The organism is Flavobacterium sp. PS2, assembly GCF_046250155.1.
GTDB lineage: Bacteria > Bacteroidota > Bacteroidia > Flavobacteriales > Flavobacteriaceae > Flavobacterium.
Window position 1 is genome coordinate 1752423 of record NZ_CP176426.1, and the last position, 15526, is coordinate 1767948.

At 32.9% G+C, this 15526-nt stretch carries 12 protein-coding genes and 2 tRNA genes; 4 read left to right on the forward strand and 10 right to left on the reverse strand.

Annotated elements, in window-relative coordinates; genetic code table 11:
- Positions 1–36: 36 nt before the first annotated feature.
- Positions 37–810 (reverse strand): acid phosphatase, encoded by a 774-nt coding sequence (locus ACJ6WR_RS07390; RefSeq protein ID WP_409417472.1) that lies wholly within the window; start codon positions 808–810, stop codon positions 37–39.
- 399 nt (positions 811–1209) lie between these two features.
- On the opposite strand from ACJ6WR_RS07390, the gene ACJ6WR_RS07395 reads away from it, so the two are divergent.
- Positions 1210–2127, forward strand: coding sequence for a hypothetical protein (locus tag ACJ6WR_RS07395; protein WP_409417473.1), 918 nt, complete (start codon positions 1210–1212; stop codon positions 2125–2127).
- A gap of 54 nt (positions 2128–2181) precedes the next feature.
- Here ACJ6WR_RS07395 and infB read toward each other — a convergent pair whose 3' ends face one another.
- Genes infB through rimP form a run of 3 tightly spaced genes read right to left on the reverse strand, consistent with a single transcriptional unit; the run spans position 2182 to position 6843 of the window.
- On the reverse strand, positions 2182–5070 hold the full coding sequence (gene infB, locus ACJ6WR_RS07400; protein ID WP_409417474.1) for a translation initiation factor IF-2: 2889 nt from the start codon (positions 5068–5070) through the stop codon (positions 2182–2184).
- 47 nt (positions 5071–5117) lie between these two features.
- Positions 5118–6365: a transcription termination factor NusA gene (nusA, locus tag ACJ6WR_RS07405; protein WP_035623592.1), complete on the reverse strand. Its 1248-nt coding sequence runs from the start codon at positions 6363–6365 to the stop codon at positions 5118–5120.
- A gap of 13 nt (positions 6366–6378) precedes the next feature.
- A complete protein-coding gene (gene rimP / locus ACJ6WR_RS07410; protein ID WP_035623815.1) occupies positions 6379–6843 on the reverse strand; it encodes a ribosome assembly cofactor RimP in 465 nt (154 codons plus the stop codon).
- A 176-nt stretch (positions 6844–7019) separates the two neighbouring features.
- Between rimP and ACJ6WR_RS07415 the strand changes: the two genes are divergently transcribed.
- On the forward strand, positions 7020–7844 hold the full coding sequence (locus tag ACJ6WR_RS07415) for a universal stress protein (RefSeq protein WP_086894881.1): 825 nt from the start codon (positions 7020–7022) through the stop codon (positions 7842–7844).
- 88 nt (positions 7845–7932) lie between these two features.
- On the opposite strand, the gene ACJ6WR_RS07420 is transcribed toward ACJ6WR_RS07415, so the two are convergent.
- The 3 genes from ACJ6WR_RS07420 to ACJ6WR_RS07430 all read right to left on the reverse strand — a co-directional run bounded on the left by ACJ6WR_RS07420 (position 7933) and on the right by ACJ6WR_RS07430 (position 9143).
- The gene (locus tag ACJ6WR_RS07420) at positions 7933–8079 is read right to left on the reverse strand and encodes a hypothetical protein (protein ID WP_409417475.1); all 147 of its coding nucleotides are present in this window, start codon (positions 8077–8079) and stop codon (positions 7933–7935) included.
- 669 nt (positions 8080–8748) lie between these two features.
- Positions 8749–8819 (reverse strand) — tRNA-Gln (locus ACJ6WR_RS07425).
- Positions 8820–9072: 253 nt separating this feature from the next.
- Positions 9073–9143: transfer RNA gene (locus ACJ6WR_RS07430), tRNA-Gln, on the reverse strand.
- A 245-nt stretch (positions 9144–9388) separates the two neighbouring features.
- Here ACJ6WR_RS07430 and ACJ6WR_RS07435 point away from each other — a divergent pair.
- Positions 9389–12664, forward strand: a complete 3276-nt coding sequence (locus ACJ6WR_RS07435) for a DUF2723 domain-containing protein (RefSeq protein WP_409417476.1) — start codon at positions 9389–9391, stop codon at positions 12662–12664.
- 93 nt (positions 12665–12757) lie between these two features.
- Complete coding sequence (locus ACJ6WR_RS07440; RefSeq protein WP_039111883.1) at positions 12758–13402, forward strand: polysaccharide deacetylase family protein; 645 nt, start codon at positions 12758–12760, stop codon at positions 13400–13402.
- A 59-nt stretch (positions 13403–13461) separates the two neighbouring features.
- On the opposite strand, the gene ACJ6WR_RS07445 is transcribed toward ACJ6WR_RS07440, so the two are convergent.
- The 3 genes from ACJ6WR_RS07445 to ACJ6WR_RS07455 form a co-directional block, all read right to left on the reverse strand.
- Positions 13462–13758: a co-chaperone YbbN gene (locus ACJ6WR_RS07445; protein ID WP_035623602.1), complete on the reverse strand. Its 297-nt coding sequence runs from the start codon at positions 13756–13758 to the stop codon at positions 13462–13464.
- A gap of 73 nt (positions 13759–13831) precedes the next feature.
- A complete protein-coding gene (locus ACJ6WR_RS07450; RefSeq protein WP_409417477.1) occupies positions 13832–15073 on the reverse strand; it encodes a metallophosphoesterase in 1242 nt (413 codons plus the stop codon).
- Positions 15074–15271: 198 nt separating this feature from the next.
- Positions 15272–15466: a hypothetical protein gene (locus ACJ6WR_RS07455; RefSeq protein WP_039117514.1), complete on the reverse strand. Its 195-nt coding sequence runs from the start codon at positions 15464–15466 to the stop codon at positions 15272–15274.
- Positions 15467–15526 lie beyond the last annotated feature (60 nt).

Sequence of the window (15526 nt, forward strand, 5' to 3'; positions counted from 1 at the left end):
ATTATTATTTTCTCCCATTAAAAACAAACTCCATTCTTAAAGTATATTACTCTTGTATTGCCTCACTTCTTTTTTAGCCGCAGCCAAATCTTTTTGAAAATCTGCATTATCTCTAAGCCTATCAACAGTTACCTTACCCATCACCCTACCCATTTCTACATCGCTATACCAATGCGCATGACAAATAATACGGCTTTCGCCAAAATCATACCCTCGTTCCAAAATCATTTTTTCATTCTCAGGGAAAATTTCTCTAAATACTAATGCCCACGCCCACCCCACAGCAGTATGACCAGAAGGAAATGAACCAACTTTACGGAGAACTTCCTCTTGCTCCGGAGTACAAGTTTTGACATTATTCATCACAAATGGACGCTCTCTGTTATAATGATTTTTAGCCGCATAGGTTGACAAACCTGCATCTGTCATTATTCTACGCATAAGTATATAAAGCTTAGGCGTCTTTTCTTCACTAATTTCAATCCCTAAAGTTGATTCAAAAGATTTTGCCGCTGCGGGAAAAGAGAGATTAGCATCCTTTTTAGCTTGCATGAATCGCATATCATCATAAGATTCAGCTGCTCTTTTTGCATATTCTAAATCAATAGAAAAAGACGCAGAAGTATATTCTGGAGGTGGCGGTAACAACATTAAACTATTTGGCATTTCTTCCTCAGACAAATACCCCTGTAACAAACCTGGCATAACTTCTCTTAGCTGCTCAACATTTGTAAAATTGTAAGCAACATTTTTTGGATTAACTTTAAAAGACGTTAATCCCTTAATAATATGAAATATTTTAAACCTCATAAAAAACTTGATTAAAAACATTTACACCAGGAAAGCTCCTTTAACACAACAAAAGCATTTTCATGATAAAAATTCCTTAACCCTTTTTAATTTATACCATATAAAACAAAACACATTAGATTACCAATACTCTTGTAATTTAGAGTACAAATAACAAGTAACACTTATATAAAGGACGGAATAATACTTTTGTCGCATCTAAACATATTTCATCTTTCTGTTTCATATTCTAATTTGCAACCTATCCATTCTTAATATTTACGTTTTATATCAATAAACTACTGAATTTTGTAGTCACATTCACATAATTAACTTTTACCTAATACAACTAAGCCAACATCTTAAAAAAACATAATCATGAAATCAAAAGTTTTTTCAACAAGCGCACTGTTATTTGGAATGTTATTACTGCCAATTCTAGCATGTTCACAAGAAGAAGTCGCTAGTCTGCCAAATGAGCCTTTTAACAGCTCTCTTTATAGTCTAGACCCTCAAGATTTAACAATAGAAGAAGGATCCATTAATGATTTCAATTCCTTCAAAAAACAAAAACCTACTCCGCCATGGTTTGTTAAGCGCTTTAAGGTCACTGCTGGTATTTTTTTTCCCATAAACAACACTAAGGTTGAAGTAGGAAATCAAAATCATACTTTTGGAACAACAATAGATTTTGAAGATGATTTAGGCTTCCGCGAATCAACAACTACTTTCTTAGCTAATTTACAATGGCGAATATCTCGTAGATCAAGATTAGACCTCAGTTACTTTAACCTAAATCGTGATTCTCATCATACACTACAAAGAGATATCGAATTTAAAGATCATACCTATACCGTTAATTCAGACATTACAGCCTTTTTTGATACGAATATCTATATGATTTCATATGGCTATGCATTTCTTACTAGTCCGAAATATGAATTAGGCTTAATGCTTGGAGTACACGTTCTAAAAAGTGATGTCGGTATCAACTTCGAAGGAAATACCGCAAGTATTGGCTATGAAGATAGCTTTGGGTTTACTGCTCCTTTACCAGATATAGGAATATGGGGTGGATATGCTTTTACAGACAGATTGGCTCTCAATGGTAATCTTAGTTATCTTTCAGTAAAAATAGATAACATAGACGGAAAAATCATTAGTTACAATTTCTCCCTCATGTATGAAGTCGTAAAGAACTTAGATCTCGCTTTAGGTTATACAGGACTAAACTTCACTGTAGATGCAGAAAAAAACAGAGCACAAGGTTATTTAAAATGGGGATATAACGGACCTTCTTTAACCGTATCTTATTCTTTTGGTAAAAAGAAATTCTAGCACATAACAAAAAAATCCCGACAAGTCGGGATTTTTTTTTGAAAATATAAAATTCTATTTCAATTTCTTTTTGATTGCTACTTCATGGTAAGCCTCGATCACATCACGCTCTTCGATATCATTGAAGTTCTTAATTTGAATACCACAATCGTATCCTTTAGAAACTTCTTTAACATCGTCTTTGAAACGCTTCAATGCCAATAACTCTCCAGTAAATACTACAACACCTTCTCTAATAATTCTGATTTTAGAGTTTCTTGCAATTTTACCATCCATCACCATACATCCTGCAATAGATCCAACTTTAGAAATTTTGAATATCTCTCTAATTTCTGCAGTTCCAAGAATTTCCTCTTTCATTTCAGGAGCTAACATTCCTTCCATTGCATCTTTTAAGTCATCGATAGCAGCATAAATAATAGAGTAGTAACGGATATCGATTTCTTCTTTATCTGCTAACTGTCTTGCATTTCCTGCTGGACGAACATTAAATCCGATAATAATCGCATCTGATGCAGAAGCCAACATAACGTCAGTTTCAGTAATCGCTCCAACTCCTTTATGGATAATATTAATTTGAATTTCTTCAGTAGACAATTTAGAGAACGAATCAGATAATGCTTCAACAGAACCATCCACGTCACCTTTAAGAATCACGTTCAATTCTTTAAATTGACCAAGGGCAATACGACGACCAATTTCGTCTAATGTAATATGTCTTTGTGTACGTACAGATTGTTCACGCATTAATTGAGAACGTTTAGACGCAATTTGTTTTGCTTCTTTTTCATCTTCAAATACATTAAACTTATCACCTGCAGTTGCCGCACCATCTAAACCTAAAACAGATACTGGAGTTGACGGACCAGCTTCTAGAACTGTATGCCCTCTTTCATCATGCATGGCTTTAATTTTACCATGATGTTTTCCAGCTAGCATATAATCTCCAATTTTAAGCGTTCCGTGTTGTACTAAGATAGTCGAAACATATCCTTTTCCTTTATCTAAGAAAGCCTCAACAACAGTTCCCTGTGCTGCTTTATTAGGGTTTGATTTTAAATCTAAAATCTCAGCCTCTAATAATACTTTTTCTAATAAGTCTTTAACACCTAATCCTGTTTTTGCAGAAATATCATGCGATTGGATTTTTCCTCCCCAATCTTCTACAAGTAAATTCATACTTGCCAATCTTTCTTTAATTTTCTCAGGGTTAGCATTTGGCTTATCAACTTTATTTATAGCAAATATAATTGGTACCCCTGCAGCTTGTGCGTGAGAAATCGCCTCTTTTGTTTGTGGCATGATATCATCATCCGCCGCAATTACAATAATAGCAATATCGGTAACTTGAGCTCCACGTGCACGCATCGCGGTAAACGCCTCGTGACCTGGTGTATCTAAAAATGCGATTTTTTGACCATTATCCAATGTTACACCGTATGCTCCAATGTGTTGTGTAATTCCTCCAGACTCACCAGCGATAACATTTTCTTTACGGATATAATCCAGTAAAGATGTTTTACCGTGATCGACGTGACCCATTACAGTAACAATTGGCGCTCTTACAACTAAATCTTCTTCTTTATCTGCAACTACTTCGATAGCTTCTTCGATATCTACAGTAATAAACTCAACTTCATAACCAAATTCATCGGCTACAATAGTTAATGTTTCTGCATCAAGACGCTGGTTCATGGTAACCATGATACCAAGTGACATACAAGTACCAATAACTTTAGTAATTGGCACATCCATCATAATTGCAATTTCACCTACAGTAACAAACTCAGTAACTTTAATAGTTTTACTTCCTTCGTCTAAAGCTCTTTGCTCATCATCAGATTTCTGACGGTGTGTGTCTCTCTTATCTCTACGGTATTTAGCAGCTTTTGATTTTCCACCTTTACCTTGTAGTTTTTCAAGCGTTTCTCTAATTTGGTTTTTTACTTCCTCTTCAGTAGGCTCTACTTTTGCAACAATTGCAGGACGGTTTCCTTTTACAAAACCTGGTCTTGCACTTCTGTTAGCATTAAATCCTCCTCCAGCTCCCCCTGTATTTGGAGTAATCTTATTAGGATTTGGTGTTCCTGGTGGCGTTGCCGGTCTAGGCGCACCTGGTTTAGGAGCAATTCTTTTACGCTTATTTTTATTAGCGTTATTTGCAGCTGCTCCTGGAGCTCCTGGTTTATTAGGAGTTATCTTTGGATCTTCTTTCTTCTTTTTAGGCTTATTAAATTGAGATAAATCAATTGTTTGACCAGTAAGAGTAGTACCAGATAATTTTTGATATTGTGTTGTTATCGATTCTTCAACAGGAGGCGTAACTGGAGCAACAGGTTCTGCTTTTACAACAGGTTCCTTTACTGGAGCAACTACAACTGGCTTAGACTCTTTTTTCTCAATAACTTTCTCAACAACAGGTTTTTCTTCTTTTTTCTCAGCAACAGGAACTGGTGGTTGTACAGGTTGAACTACCTCTTTTTGAACAGGTTTTTCTTGCTTTACAACTTCCTTAGGTATTTCAACTTTTTCTGGCTCTGCTACTGAAGGAGTGTTTGGAATAATTGCAGGCTTTTTCGGATTTAAATCAATTTTACCAACTTGAACTGGACCAGTTACAACAGCTCTCGCTTTTATAACCTCTTGTTGTTTTTGGCGCTCTTCGTCTTGTTTGCGTTTGTCTTCAATTTCTTTTTCGCGTTCTACACGCAATGCTTCTTTCTCTTTTCTCTTTTCCTCACCAACTTCTTTAGAAGCCTCCTTATTTCCCTTATCGCCCGCAAATTGGCTTTGTAGGATATTAAATTCCTGATTAGAAATTTTTGCGTTTGGATTTGCATCAATAGCAATTCCCTTATCTTTTAGATAATCCACAGCTCTTTCTAATGAAATATTTAATTCCCTTAAAACCTTGTTTATTCTTATTACTCTCTCTTCAGACATAAAACCTTTTTATTATTACCTATTCGTTGTGTTGTGAGAAAGATAGACTAACTATCAAACTCTTCTTTTAGTATTCGCATTACATCTAAAATCGTTTCCTCTTCTAGGTCTGTTCTTCTTACTAAATCTTCTACTTCTTGTTTTAAAATACTTTTTGCAGTATCTAATCCTATTTTAGCAAACTCTTCGATAACCCAATCTTCGATTTCATCAGAGAACTCAGTTAATTCTACGTCATCGTCTTCACCGCTTGCTACATCACCTTCTCTAATAACATCAAGCTCATAACCTGTTAATTGGCCAGCTAGTTTAATGTTATGACCACCTCTACCGATAGCTTTAGAAACTTCTTCTAATTTCAAGAAAACTTCGGCTCTTTTTGTTTCTTCATTAATCTTAATTGAAGATACTTTTGCAGGACTTAAAGCCCTAGTAATATATAATTGAATGTTACTAGTATAATTAATAACATCTATATTTTCGTTTCCTAACTCACGTACAATTCCGTGAATACGAGATCCCTTCATACCTACACAAGCTCCAACCGGGTCAATTCTGTCATCATAAGAATCTACCGCTACTTTTGCTTTTTCACCAGGAATCCTAACTACATTTTTAACTGTAATTAAACCGTCAAAAACTTCAGGAATTTCTTGTTCAAACAATTTCTCTAAAAACTTCTCAGAAGTTCTAGACATAATAATTTGAGGTTTATTCCCTTTTAATTCAACACTTTCAATAATACCACGAACGTTATCTCCCTTACGGAAAAAGTCAGATGGGATTTGTTTTTCTTTTGGTAAAACAATTTCATTTCCTTCATCATCGACCAAAATTACAACTCTTGGGCGAACATGATGCACTTCGGCAGTATAAATATCTCCAATAATATCTTTAAATTGCTTGTAAAGATTTGTATTATCGTGTTCATGTATTTTAGAAATAAGGTTTTGACGCAAAGCTAAAATAGCTCTTCTACCTAAATCAATTAATTTTACTTCTTCAGAAACTTCTTCACCAATTTCAAAATCCGCTTCAATTCTTCTTGCTTCAGTCAAAGTAATTTCTTCATTTTCAAAATCTAGATCTTCGTCGGCAACGATTACTCTTCTTCTCCAAATTTCCATATCTCCCTTATCAGGATTTATGATAATATCGAAGTTATCATCTGAACCGTATTTTTTCTTCAATGCATTTCTAAATACATCTTCTAAAATTGCCATAAGCGTTACACGATCAATAAGTTTATCATCTTTAAACTCTGAGAATGAATCGATTAATGCTAAATTTTCCATGCGAATTCTTTAATTAAAATGTTACTGTAACAATTGCCTCTTTAATTTCTGTATAAGGTATTTGCTGCTCTTTTTGAACTGTTTCTTTTCCTTTTCCTATTTTCTTAGGTTCTCTTGCTTCCCAAGACAAAATTATGAAATCTTCATTAGCATCAACTAATTCAGCCTCAATTTTTTCACCATTAGTATTCACAATCAATGTCCTACCAATGTTCTTCTTGTATTGTCTAACCATTTTTAATGGTGAACCAACTCCTACCGAAGCCACTTCCAAAGAAAAATCTTGTTCTTCTCTGTCCAAATTATTCTCAATAGCACGGCTAACATCAATACAGTCTTGCAAGAGCACACCATTATCTCCATCCAAAGATACAATTATCTTGAAAGCATCGGTAATGGTTAAGTCTATTAAAAAAATTGATGGTTTTTCTAAGAGACCTTCAGCTATTAATACGTTTACTTTTTCTTTAAATGTCATACTTTTATAAAAAGAGGGGACATTTAGTCCCCTCATTATTTAGATTTTAATAAATAACGGTGCAAATATAGTGTTTTTTTATAAATCAAAATAAATTGATTGCTGTAAAAATATTTCTTATCTTTATTAAAGCATTAAAATAAATGATTTTTCACATAATTTAACACCACAAAGTTATGAAACGCATTTTAGTTCCTACCGATTTTTCTGAGCATGCAGAAGACGCTTTAAAAGCCGCTGCACAAATCGCTAAAAAAAATAACTCTGAGATAATCATACTTCATACACTAGAATTACCTAGCCAAATGAATGATGCAATTACTGGCGGAATCAGCATCCCTGAGACCATGTTATTTATGAAAAAAGCCAACGAAATGCTTTCTAAAATCACCGAGAGACCCTACCTAGACGGACTTACAATAACTGAGATGGTAAAACTCGACAGACCAGCTGAAGGAATTGCAAAAGTAAGTAATGAACATGAAATCGACTTAATCGTTATGGGCTCACATGGCTCTTCTGGATTTGAAGAATTACTTATAGGATCGAATACTGAAAAAGTAGTTCGCCATTCTGAAATTCCAGTTTTGGTCATTAAAAAACACATGGAAACTTTCAAAACTACAAATTTTGTTTTTGCTTCAGATTTCTCAAAAGAAACTGAAAAACCTTTTAAAAAATTGATTGAATTTACCAAATTCTTCGATTCTAAATTACATTTAGTCATGATTTGCACTCCAAATAGTTTCAAACCGACTCATGTTGCCGAAAAAATAATGAATGATTTTATCGCGCCATTCAATCTTAATAATTATTCAACCAACATTTACAACGACACCAATATAGAAAACGGCATTATAAATTTCTCTAATAGTGTTGACGCTGATTTAATCGGAATGTGCACACATGGAAGAACTGGATTCGCACACTTCTTTAACGGAAGCATTAGCGAAGATTTAGTAAATCATGCGATCCGCCCAGTAATAACTTTTAAAATTTAAGAACACAATCACCATTAACACAAAAGCTTCTCAATTGAGAAGCTTTTGTGTTAATAATTTTAGACTTAAAGAATTTCAATGCGTTCCTTTATGCTACTGCATTTAGTATTGGAGCAATAATAGGCTCTAAAACGACTATTAGCTTTCCAACTTCATCCAGCAAACCTCCCCCTTGTACTTGTTTCATTTCAGAAGAATCTAACTTCTCAAACTCAAATTTTTTTAAATTGTCCATAATTTTAATTTTTATAATTATTATTTAGTTAAACAAAAATGAACTGCAGTATTTTTTATCAGATCAAATATGCATAAAATATTGACAATCAATTATTTAAATGTAAAAAAATATTTATTTGGGATAAAAACTATATTAATTAGTCATGAAACACGATTAAAAAAGTATAAAAAAAATTCTTATTGATCTGAAGTTGATTACATAGAAGAAATTTTAGCATATTGATTTATTCTAATCAATTTTGTTTAAAAACACGTATTCTTATCTTCAGCGTATAGAATATTGTCTGCTTTATTTTTGTAATCCCTCAGGTTTTAGGATTGATTTCTTTTTTGCCATAATTGATATACGTAAAACACCAACTTACGGTTTTATAAATCCCTGTTTTTTTCAAAATAAAATTATGTCGTTTAGAAAACACGAGTAAAAAAGGGCGAAAAATTCTTGTTGATCCGACGTATAATCAAAAGCCAAGCTTTTGTATATTGACCAATTCATCAATTTTATTTACAAGTAAAGCATATTTTAACTTCAGAGTAGAGTCTATGATTCGCTTTATTTATATCCCCAGCTTTTGCATATGATCCAGAATTGGAATTTCAAAAATTAGATTTTCTTTCTTTTACTTTATTCCATAAAAAAAGCCTCTCAATTGAGAGGCTTTTTATGTTGGTCTACAAGGACTCGAACCTTGAAAGACTGCACCAAAAACAGTTGTGTTACCATTACACCATAGACCAGCAATGCTGCTAAGCGAGTGCAAATTTAAAGCTTTTTTTAGTTTGTGCAAATTTTTTATATCGCACCATACAACAAAACCTTTTTACAAAAAAATCAAATTGAAAAAAAATTAAACAAAAAGAGAGATTACCAAACAGCAATCTCTCTTTTTAAACTTATCATCATCTCCCCATGAAGTTTTTTTTTTAAAATCTCCTAAGACATCTGACTTTATTGCATAAAAAAAGCCTCTCGCTTGAGAGGCTTCTTATGTTGGTCTACAAGGACTCGAACCTTGAAAGACTGCACCAAAAACAGTTGTGTTACCATTACACCATAGACCAGCAGTGCTGTTAAGCGAGTGCAAATTTAAAGCTTTTTTTAGTTTGCGCAAACTTTTTGAACAAAAATTTGAAAAAAAATTGATTTTTTTTCGAACAAAGCTCCGCCGTTTCTCAAAACCTACTCATAAACAACATGTTAGTTTTTGTAATTACTTTTTTAGAAAAATTTGTTAATGCTAGTTTGATTACATAAAAAAACATTTTCTTTGTAAGATAAAATAAGGACAAATTTTTAATACCTAAATATGGCACAATTCAACTTTAATAAATGGAATACAATTATTGGTTGGTTAACATTTTCAATCGCTTTAATAACTTACACCCTAACTGTCGAACCTACCATGAGTTTTTGGGATTGTGGCGAGTACATCGCTACAGCAGCTAAGCTTGAAGTTGGTCACCCTCCTGGTGCCCCTTTATACCAAATGATGGGTGCTTTCTTTGCAATGTTTGCAATAGATAACCAGCATGTGGCATTAATGGTTAATATGATGTCTGTTTTTTCAAGTGCCTTTACAATATTATTCATGTTCTGGTCGTCCTCTATTATCCTTAAAAAATTAGTTGGTCGTTTTGCCGAAGTAAATCAAAATAACGCTATTGTAATTTTAGGAAGTTCTTTTGTAGGGGCTCTAGCCTATACTTTTTCTGATAGTTTCTGGTTTAATGCTGTCGAAGCAGAGGTTTATGCTATGGCATCCTTATTAATCGCTTTACTTTTTTGGCTGGGATTACGTTGGGAACAAGACATGAATACTCCAAGAGGAAATAAATGGTTACTAATTATTTCATTAGTTGTAGGTCTTTCATTTGGAGTACACTTCATGGCTTTGCTTACAATTCCGGCAATTGGATTTCTTTATTTCTTTAAAAACTACGAAAAAGTTACTATCAAAAACTTCATTGTTGCCAATATAGTAGTTGTAGCTGTCTTATTATTTATCTTTATATTATTACTTCCTTTAACGATGGCTTTCTTTGGTAAAACCGAGATTTTCATGGTTAACGAAATGGGATTACCTTTTAACTCAGGAACTATATTTGTTGCCTTAGCTTTTATCGCTTTCTTTTATTTTGGATTACGTTACACAAAACAAAAAGGACTTGTTTTTTACAACACTATAATTCTTTGTATCTTATTCATTTTAATTGGATTCTCTACTTGGTTAATGCTACCTATCAGAGCAAATGCTAATACTGTAATTAACGAGAACAAACCTTCGGATGCAACCGAGGTACTAGCGTATTACAACCGTGAGCAATATGGTGTAAACCCATTATTTTACGGACCTCAATACACGGAAGTTTTTGCAGGATTAGATAAAAACACTCCTTATCTAGACAAAAAACCGAATTACGAAAGAGACTATAAAACTGGTAAATATATTATTACCAATAATTATAAAAATGCAGTACAAAATACTGACGATGCACAAAAAGCTTTTTTACCAAGAATGTGGAGTACTGAGCATGTAGAAAACTACATTAACTTTACTAATCCTCCTGCATTTAAGATAAACCCAAATTATCCTTATGAAGATGATTTGCAAAAATACGGTATCGACCCAAGTCAATTATCTGAAGATGAGTTTAACAAAGCAACAGCTCAGCTAAGACATGAGGTTGAAAAAACAATCACAGAATTCAGAAAAGCATACGCTCAAAAACAAATTGATAATGAGGGTTATGTGAAATTCTTAAGAAGTTATGGTGATTATTTAATTGTTGAAAAACCAACAACTGTAGACAACTTTAGCTTTATGTTCGAATACCAATTCGGATATATGTACTGGAGATATTTAATGTGGAACTTTGTAGGTCGCCAAAGTGACACTCAAGGGAAATATGATAATTTAGATGGAAACTGGATTAGCGGAATCAAATTTATGGATTCAATTCATTTAGGTTCTCAAGACAATTTACCATCGGATGTATTAAATAATAAAGGAAGAAATGTTTACTTCTTCTTGCCTTTCATCCTTGGTTTAATCGGTTTAATGTACCATGCAAATAAAGATTTAAAAAGTTTCTATGTCCTATTAGCTTTATTCTTATTTACTGGTTTAGCATTAAAAATTTACCTAAACGAAAGACCTTTTGAACCTCGAGAGCGAGATTATGCATTAGTAGGATCCTTTTATGTATTTGCAATCTGGATAGGATTTGGGGTCTACGCACTCTATGAAACCCTGCAGAAATATATAGCACCAAGAATTGCCGGGCCTATAGTTATTGCCGGAAGCTTACTTGCTGCTCCGATACTTATGGCTTCTCAAAACTGGGATGATCATGATAGATCTAATAAATATACTGCTGTAGCAATGGCTAAAGCGTATTTAAACTCATGTGATCCTAATGCGATTTTATATACCATTGGAGATAATGATACCTTCCCGTTATGGTACGCTCAGGAAATAGAGAAAATAAGAACCGATGTTAAAATCGTAAATACAAGTCTATTCATGACCGATTGGTATATCGATCAGATGAAAACAAAAACATACGAATCAAATGCATTACCAATATCTTTTGTTCATGAAGAATATGTAGGTGATAAATTAGACTACGTAGCGCATATTCCTAAAATAGATAGTCGTTGGGACATTAAAGGTTTTATTGATTTTATAAAAAACCCTAAGTCAACAGTTGAAATGCAAAACGGACAAACGATTCACTTTTACCCAACTAATAAACTCCGTCTTACTATAAACAAGGATAATATTATCAAGAATAAAGTAGTTGCTCCTAAGTATTATGACTCTATTGTTCCTTATATCGACATTGATATTAAAGGAAGTGCTTTATACAAAAATCGTTTGATGATGCTTGATATATTAGCTAATAACGATTGGAAAAGACCAATTTATTTTAGTGGTGGTGCTTTTGATGATGAAGATTATTTATGGCTAAAAAACTATCTACAATTAGACGGAATGGTGTATAAACTTGTACCAATTAAAACCGTTCCTAATAAAGATGGCGGACCAATGGACATGGGGCAAATTGATGCCGATAAAATGTATGATATCGTAATGAAATGGGATTGGGGTAATAGCGAAAGCGATAAAATTTATCATGATCCAGAAACAAGACGTAACAGTATCACGTATCGTACTAATCTTTCCAGATTAATGAAACAATTAATTACTGAAGGTAAAATTGACAAAGCCAAAAATATTATCAATTTAGCTATGACAAAAATGCCATTAGATAAATTTGGTTATTACTCATTAGTTGAGCCTTTTGCTAAAGGATATTATGATGTTGGCGAAAAAGCAAAAGCACATGATTTACTAGAAAAATTAATAAATAAATACAAAGAAAATCTAGATTATTACAGCCATTTAGACCCATCTGAACAAACAAGTCTTGCTATTGATATAATTACTGATATCGAAAGATACAGAAGCTTATTGCAAGTAATGAAAGAAAGCAAAGATTTACCTTTTTACAACAAGCAAAAAGCAATTTTCAATACTTATGTAAATGTTTTCGAGCGATTTGGTCGTGAAAAAGAATAAATAATATTCTAAAAATATAATAATTAAAAAATGTAGCGCTATTGAAAAATACCGCTACATTTTTTATTTTTACATAAACTAAAATTTCAGAAAATGAGTTTTTACTGGATTAAGACGAACAAGCTGATAAAACGATTCTTCTCTAACTATTATTGGGACATCCCTAATAAGGAGAATAAGGTTTATTTAACTTTTGATGACGGTCCAACTCCCGAAATCACAGAATGGGTTTTATCTGAACTAAAAAAACGCGATGCCAGAGCCACTTTCTTTTGCATTGGCAATAACATCGAAAAACACCCCGAAATTTTCAAAAAAGTAATCACCGAAGGTCATTCGATAGGAAATCATACTTATGATCACTTAAAAGGCTGGAAAACGACCACAAAAACGTATTTAGACAATAGTCTTTTATGTGGTAAACAAATCCAGAAATCTTCTACTGAAAATCTTCAGCCTAAGATTTTTCGTCCTCCTTATGGCAAAATCACCAAATCACAATCGACACAATTACGCCAATTGGGGTATAAAATAATAATGTGGGATGTTTTAAGCGCAGATTTTGACCGAAGCATATCTCCAGAAAAGTGCTTACAGAATGTAATAAAAAATGTAAAATCAGGAAGCGTAATTGTTTTTCACGATAGCATTAAAGCATCGCAAAACCTTAAATTTGCATTACCAAAAACATTAGATTATTTAAAGGAAAACAATTTTATATTTGATGTTATTTATTAAACATACGGTCATTTAATAAAACATATAAAGAATACTACAAGTTTAGTATCCAGAAGAAATTAGAATTGTTCTTGTACAATCCCTATAATAGTATTTGCATCCAATTCGCCGGATTGCCTCCAAATCATTTGACCTTCTTTATAAATCATTAAAGTAGGTAGTCCTTTTATTCTTAGTGCATCAGCCAATTCCTGATTTTTATCCACATCAATTTTAATGACTTTGGCTTTATCGCCTAGCGCAGCTGCAACATCTTTTATTACAGGATGCATTGACACAGATGATTCGTTCCAATCGGTGTAAAAATCAATTAACACTGGAACTTGAGCATTTATAAGTTCTCCAAATTTTGACATAAAATCAACTATTTAATCTTTTTAAATCTACTAAAAAGAGATTATTATATACAAATGTAGCATTTTTAACGAATTATGCCACATCCTTCCCTTTTTTTAGTTCAATCACGGTTATTTCGGGCATAATCCCTACACGTCCTGGATAAGCATGAAATCCAAAACCACGATTTACATATACATAGCGACCTGCGTTTTCATACAAGCCAGCCCATTGTTTATACACATATTGTGCCAAGCTCCATTTAAAATAGCCCGGAATTTCAATCCCAAACTGCATTCCATGTGTGTGTCCTGACAAAGTAAGGTGAAAATTCTTAGGATGATTTTTTATTTCATACTCCCAATGACTAGGATCATGACTCATTAACACCTTAAAATCATCTTGTTGAACACCTTGCGAAGCTTTATTTAAATCACCCGCTTTTTTAAAATTATGTCCCCAATTTTCAACACCTACCAAAGCGATTTTATCCTCTCCTTTTTGAATGTAAGTATGTTCATTCAATAATAATTGAAAACCAATTTGTCCGTATAAGCTTTTTATAGCTTCAAAGTTTTCGTCTTTCTTTTGTTCTGATGGCCAAGTAACATATTCGCCATAATCATGATTTCCTAAAACCGCATATTTACCAAATTTAGGATCTTTTATTTTATTAAAAGTCTCTAACCAAGGATGCATTTCGGTAGCATGCGTATTAACAATATCTCCTGTAAACAAAATCATATCCGAATTTTGTTCATTTACTAAATCAACGGCATAGCTTATTTTCTCTGGATTATCAAAGCTTCCCGAATGCACATCAGATATTTGTGTAATCGTAAATCCATCAAAAGCATCTGGTAAATCTGGAAAAAATACAGTTTGCCTGATTACTTTAAAATTATATTTTCCTTCAAAAATTCCATAAATCAAGGACAGAAAAGGAACTGCTGCCAAACCAACTGCCAATTGACTCACAAATTTTCTTCGGCTAGGAATTACACTATCTTTCGTTAAGTTAGGATTCTCGATAAAATAATTAACTAATCCAGCTCCTACACGAAAAATATCTTCACCCAAAAGCACTAATGTTATTACAATTTTTGGTACATAAACGACCAACATCAACCCCATTGTAAACATGGTTTGCTTAGTTTGCCCAATAGAACGGTCAAATTGCGTAAAGGAATATATTATAAATATAAAAAGTAGTAAACTTATTATTTGGTAACTTATCAGGAGCCATCTTAGCTTAATTAATGTTCTAACAGCCTGAAAAGAATAAAACTCTATAAATAAAAAAAGAGCACAAATAATTATAAAACGAATGACCATTGGAAAAAATTTTTAGGCAAAGTAACAAAGAATGAATATGTGAAAACTTTTTGTTATCAAAATTTTAACGCAAACAATAACAAAAAAAGCTGGTGATTTTACTCACCAGCTTTCCACCTACTAAAACTATTATCCTACCTACCCCCTTATATAAATTATTAACCCTAATTTATAGTAAGTAGAATATTAATCAAACCCTTATTTTTTAGCTTTTGCAGCCTCTGGTTTAGCTACTTCAGTTTTTGTAGCTTCAGCTTTTTTATCTGCTTTCTTTTTAGCATGTTTAGTAGCTTTCACTTCTTTTGTTGGAGTCGTTTGAGCTGGAGTTGTTTGAGCATTTACCATTGCTGTTGTTCCTAAAACTGCTATAGCTAGCATTAATACTTTTTTCATGATTGTTAGTTTTATGATTATTATTATTTCATTATTTATAGGTCAAAGATATATCTGCTA

Coding starts and splice junctions, on each gene's coding strand:
- ACJ6WR_RS07415 (WP_086894881.1), top strand. CDS start 7,020: ATGAAACGCATTTTAGTTCCTACCGATTTTTCTGAGCATGCAGAAGAC.
- ACJ6WR_RS07395 (WP_409417473.1), top strand. CDS start 1,210: ATGTTATTACTGCCAATTCTAGCATGTTCACAAGAAGAAGTCGCTAGT.
- ACJ6WR_RS07455 (WP_039117514.1), bottom strand. CDS start 15,466: ATGAAAAAAGTATTAATGCTAGCTATAGCAGTTTTAGGAACAACAGCA.
- ACJ6WR_RS07445 (WP_035623602.1), bottom strand. CDS start 13,758: ATGTCAAAATTTGGAGAACTTATAAATGCTCAAGTTCCAGTGTTAATT.
- infB (WP_409417474.1), bottom strand. CDS start 5,070: ATGTCTGAAGAGAGAGTAATAAGAATAAACAAGGTTTTAAGGGAATTA.
- ACJ6WR_RS07435 (WP_409417476.1), top strand. CDS start 9,389: ATGGCACAATTCAACTTTAATAAATGGAATACAATTATTGGTTGGTTA.
- ACJ6WR_RS07390 (WP_409417472.1), bottom strand. CDS start 810: ATGAGGTTTAAAATATTTCATATTATTAAGGGATTAACGTCTTTTAAA.
- nusA (WP_035623592.1), bottom strand. CDS start 6,365: ATGGAAAATTTAGCATTAATCGATTCATTCTCAGAGTTTAAAGATGAT.
- rimP (WP_035623815.1), bottom strand. CDS start 6,843: ATGACATTTAAAGAAAAAGTAAACGTATTAATAGCTGAAGGTCTCTTA.
- ACJ6WR_RS07440 (WP_039111883.1), top strand. CDS start 12,758: ATGAGTTTTTACTGGATTAAGACGAACAAGCTGATAAAACGATTCTTC.
- ACJ6WR_RS07420 (WP_409417475.1), bottom strand. CDS start 8,079: ATGGACAATTTAAAAAAATTTGAGTTTGAGAAGTTAGATTCTTCTGAA.
- ACJ6WR_RS07450 (WP_409417477.1), bottom strand. CDS start 15,073: ATGGTCATTCGTTTTATAATTATTTGTGCTCTTTTTTTATTTATAGAG.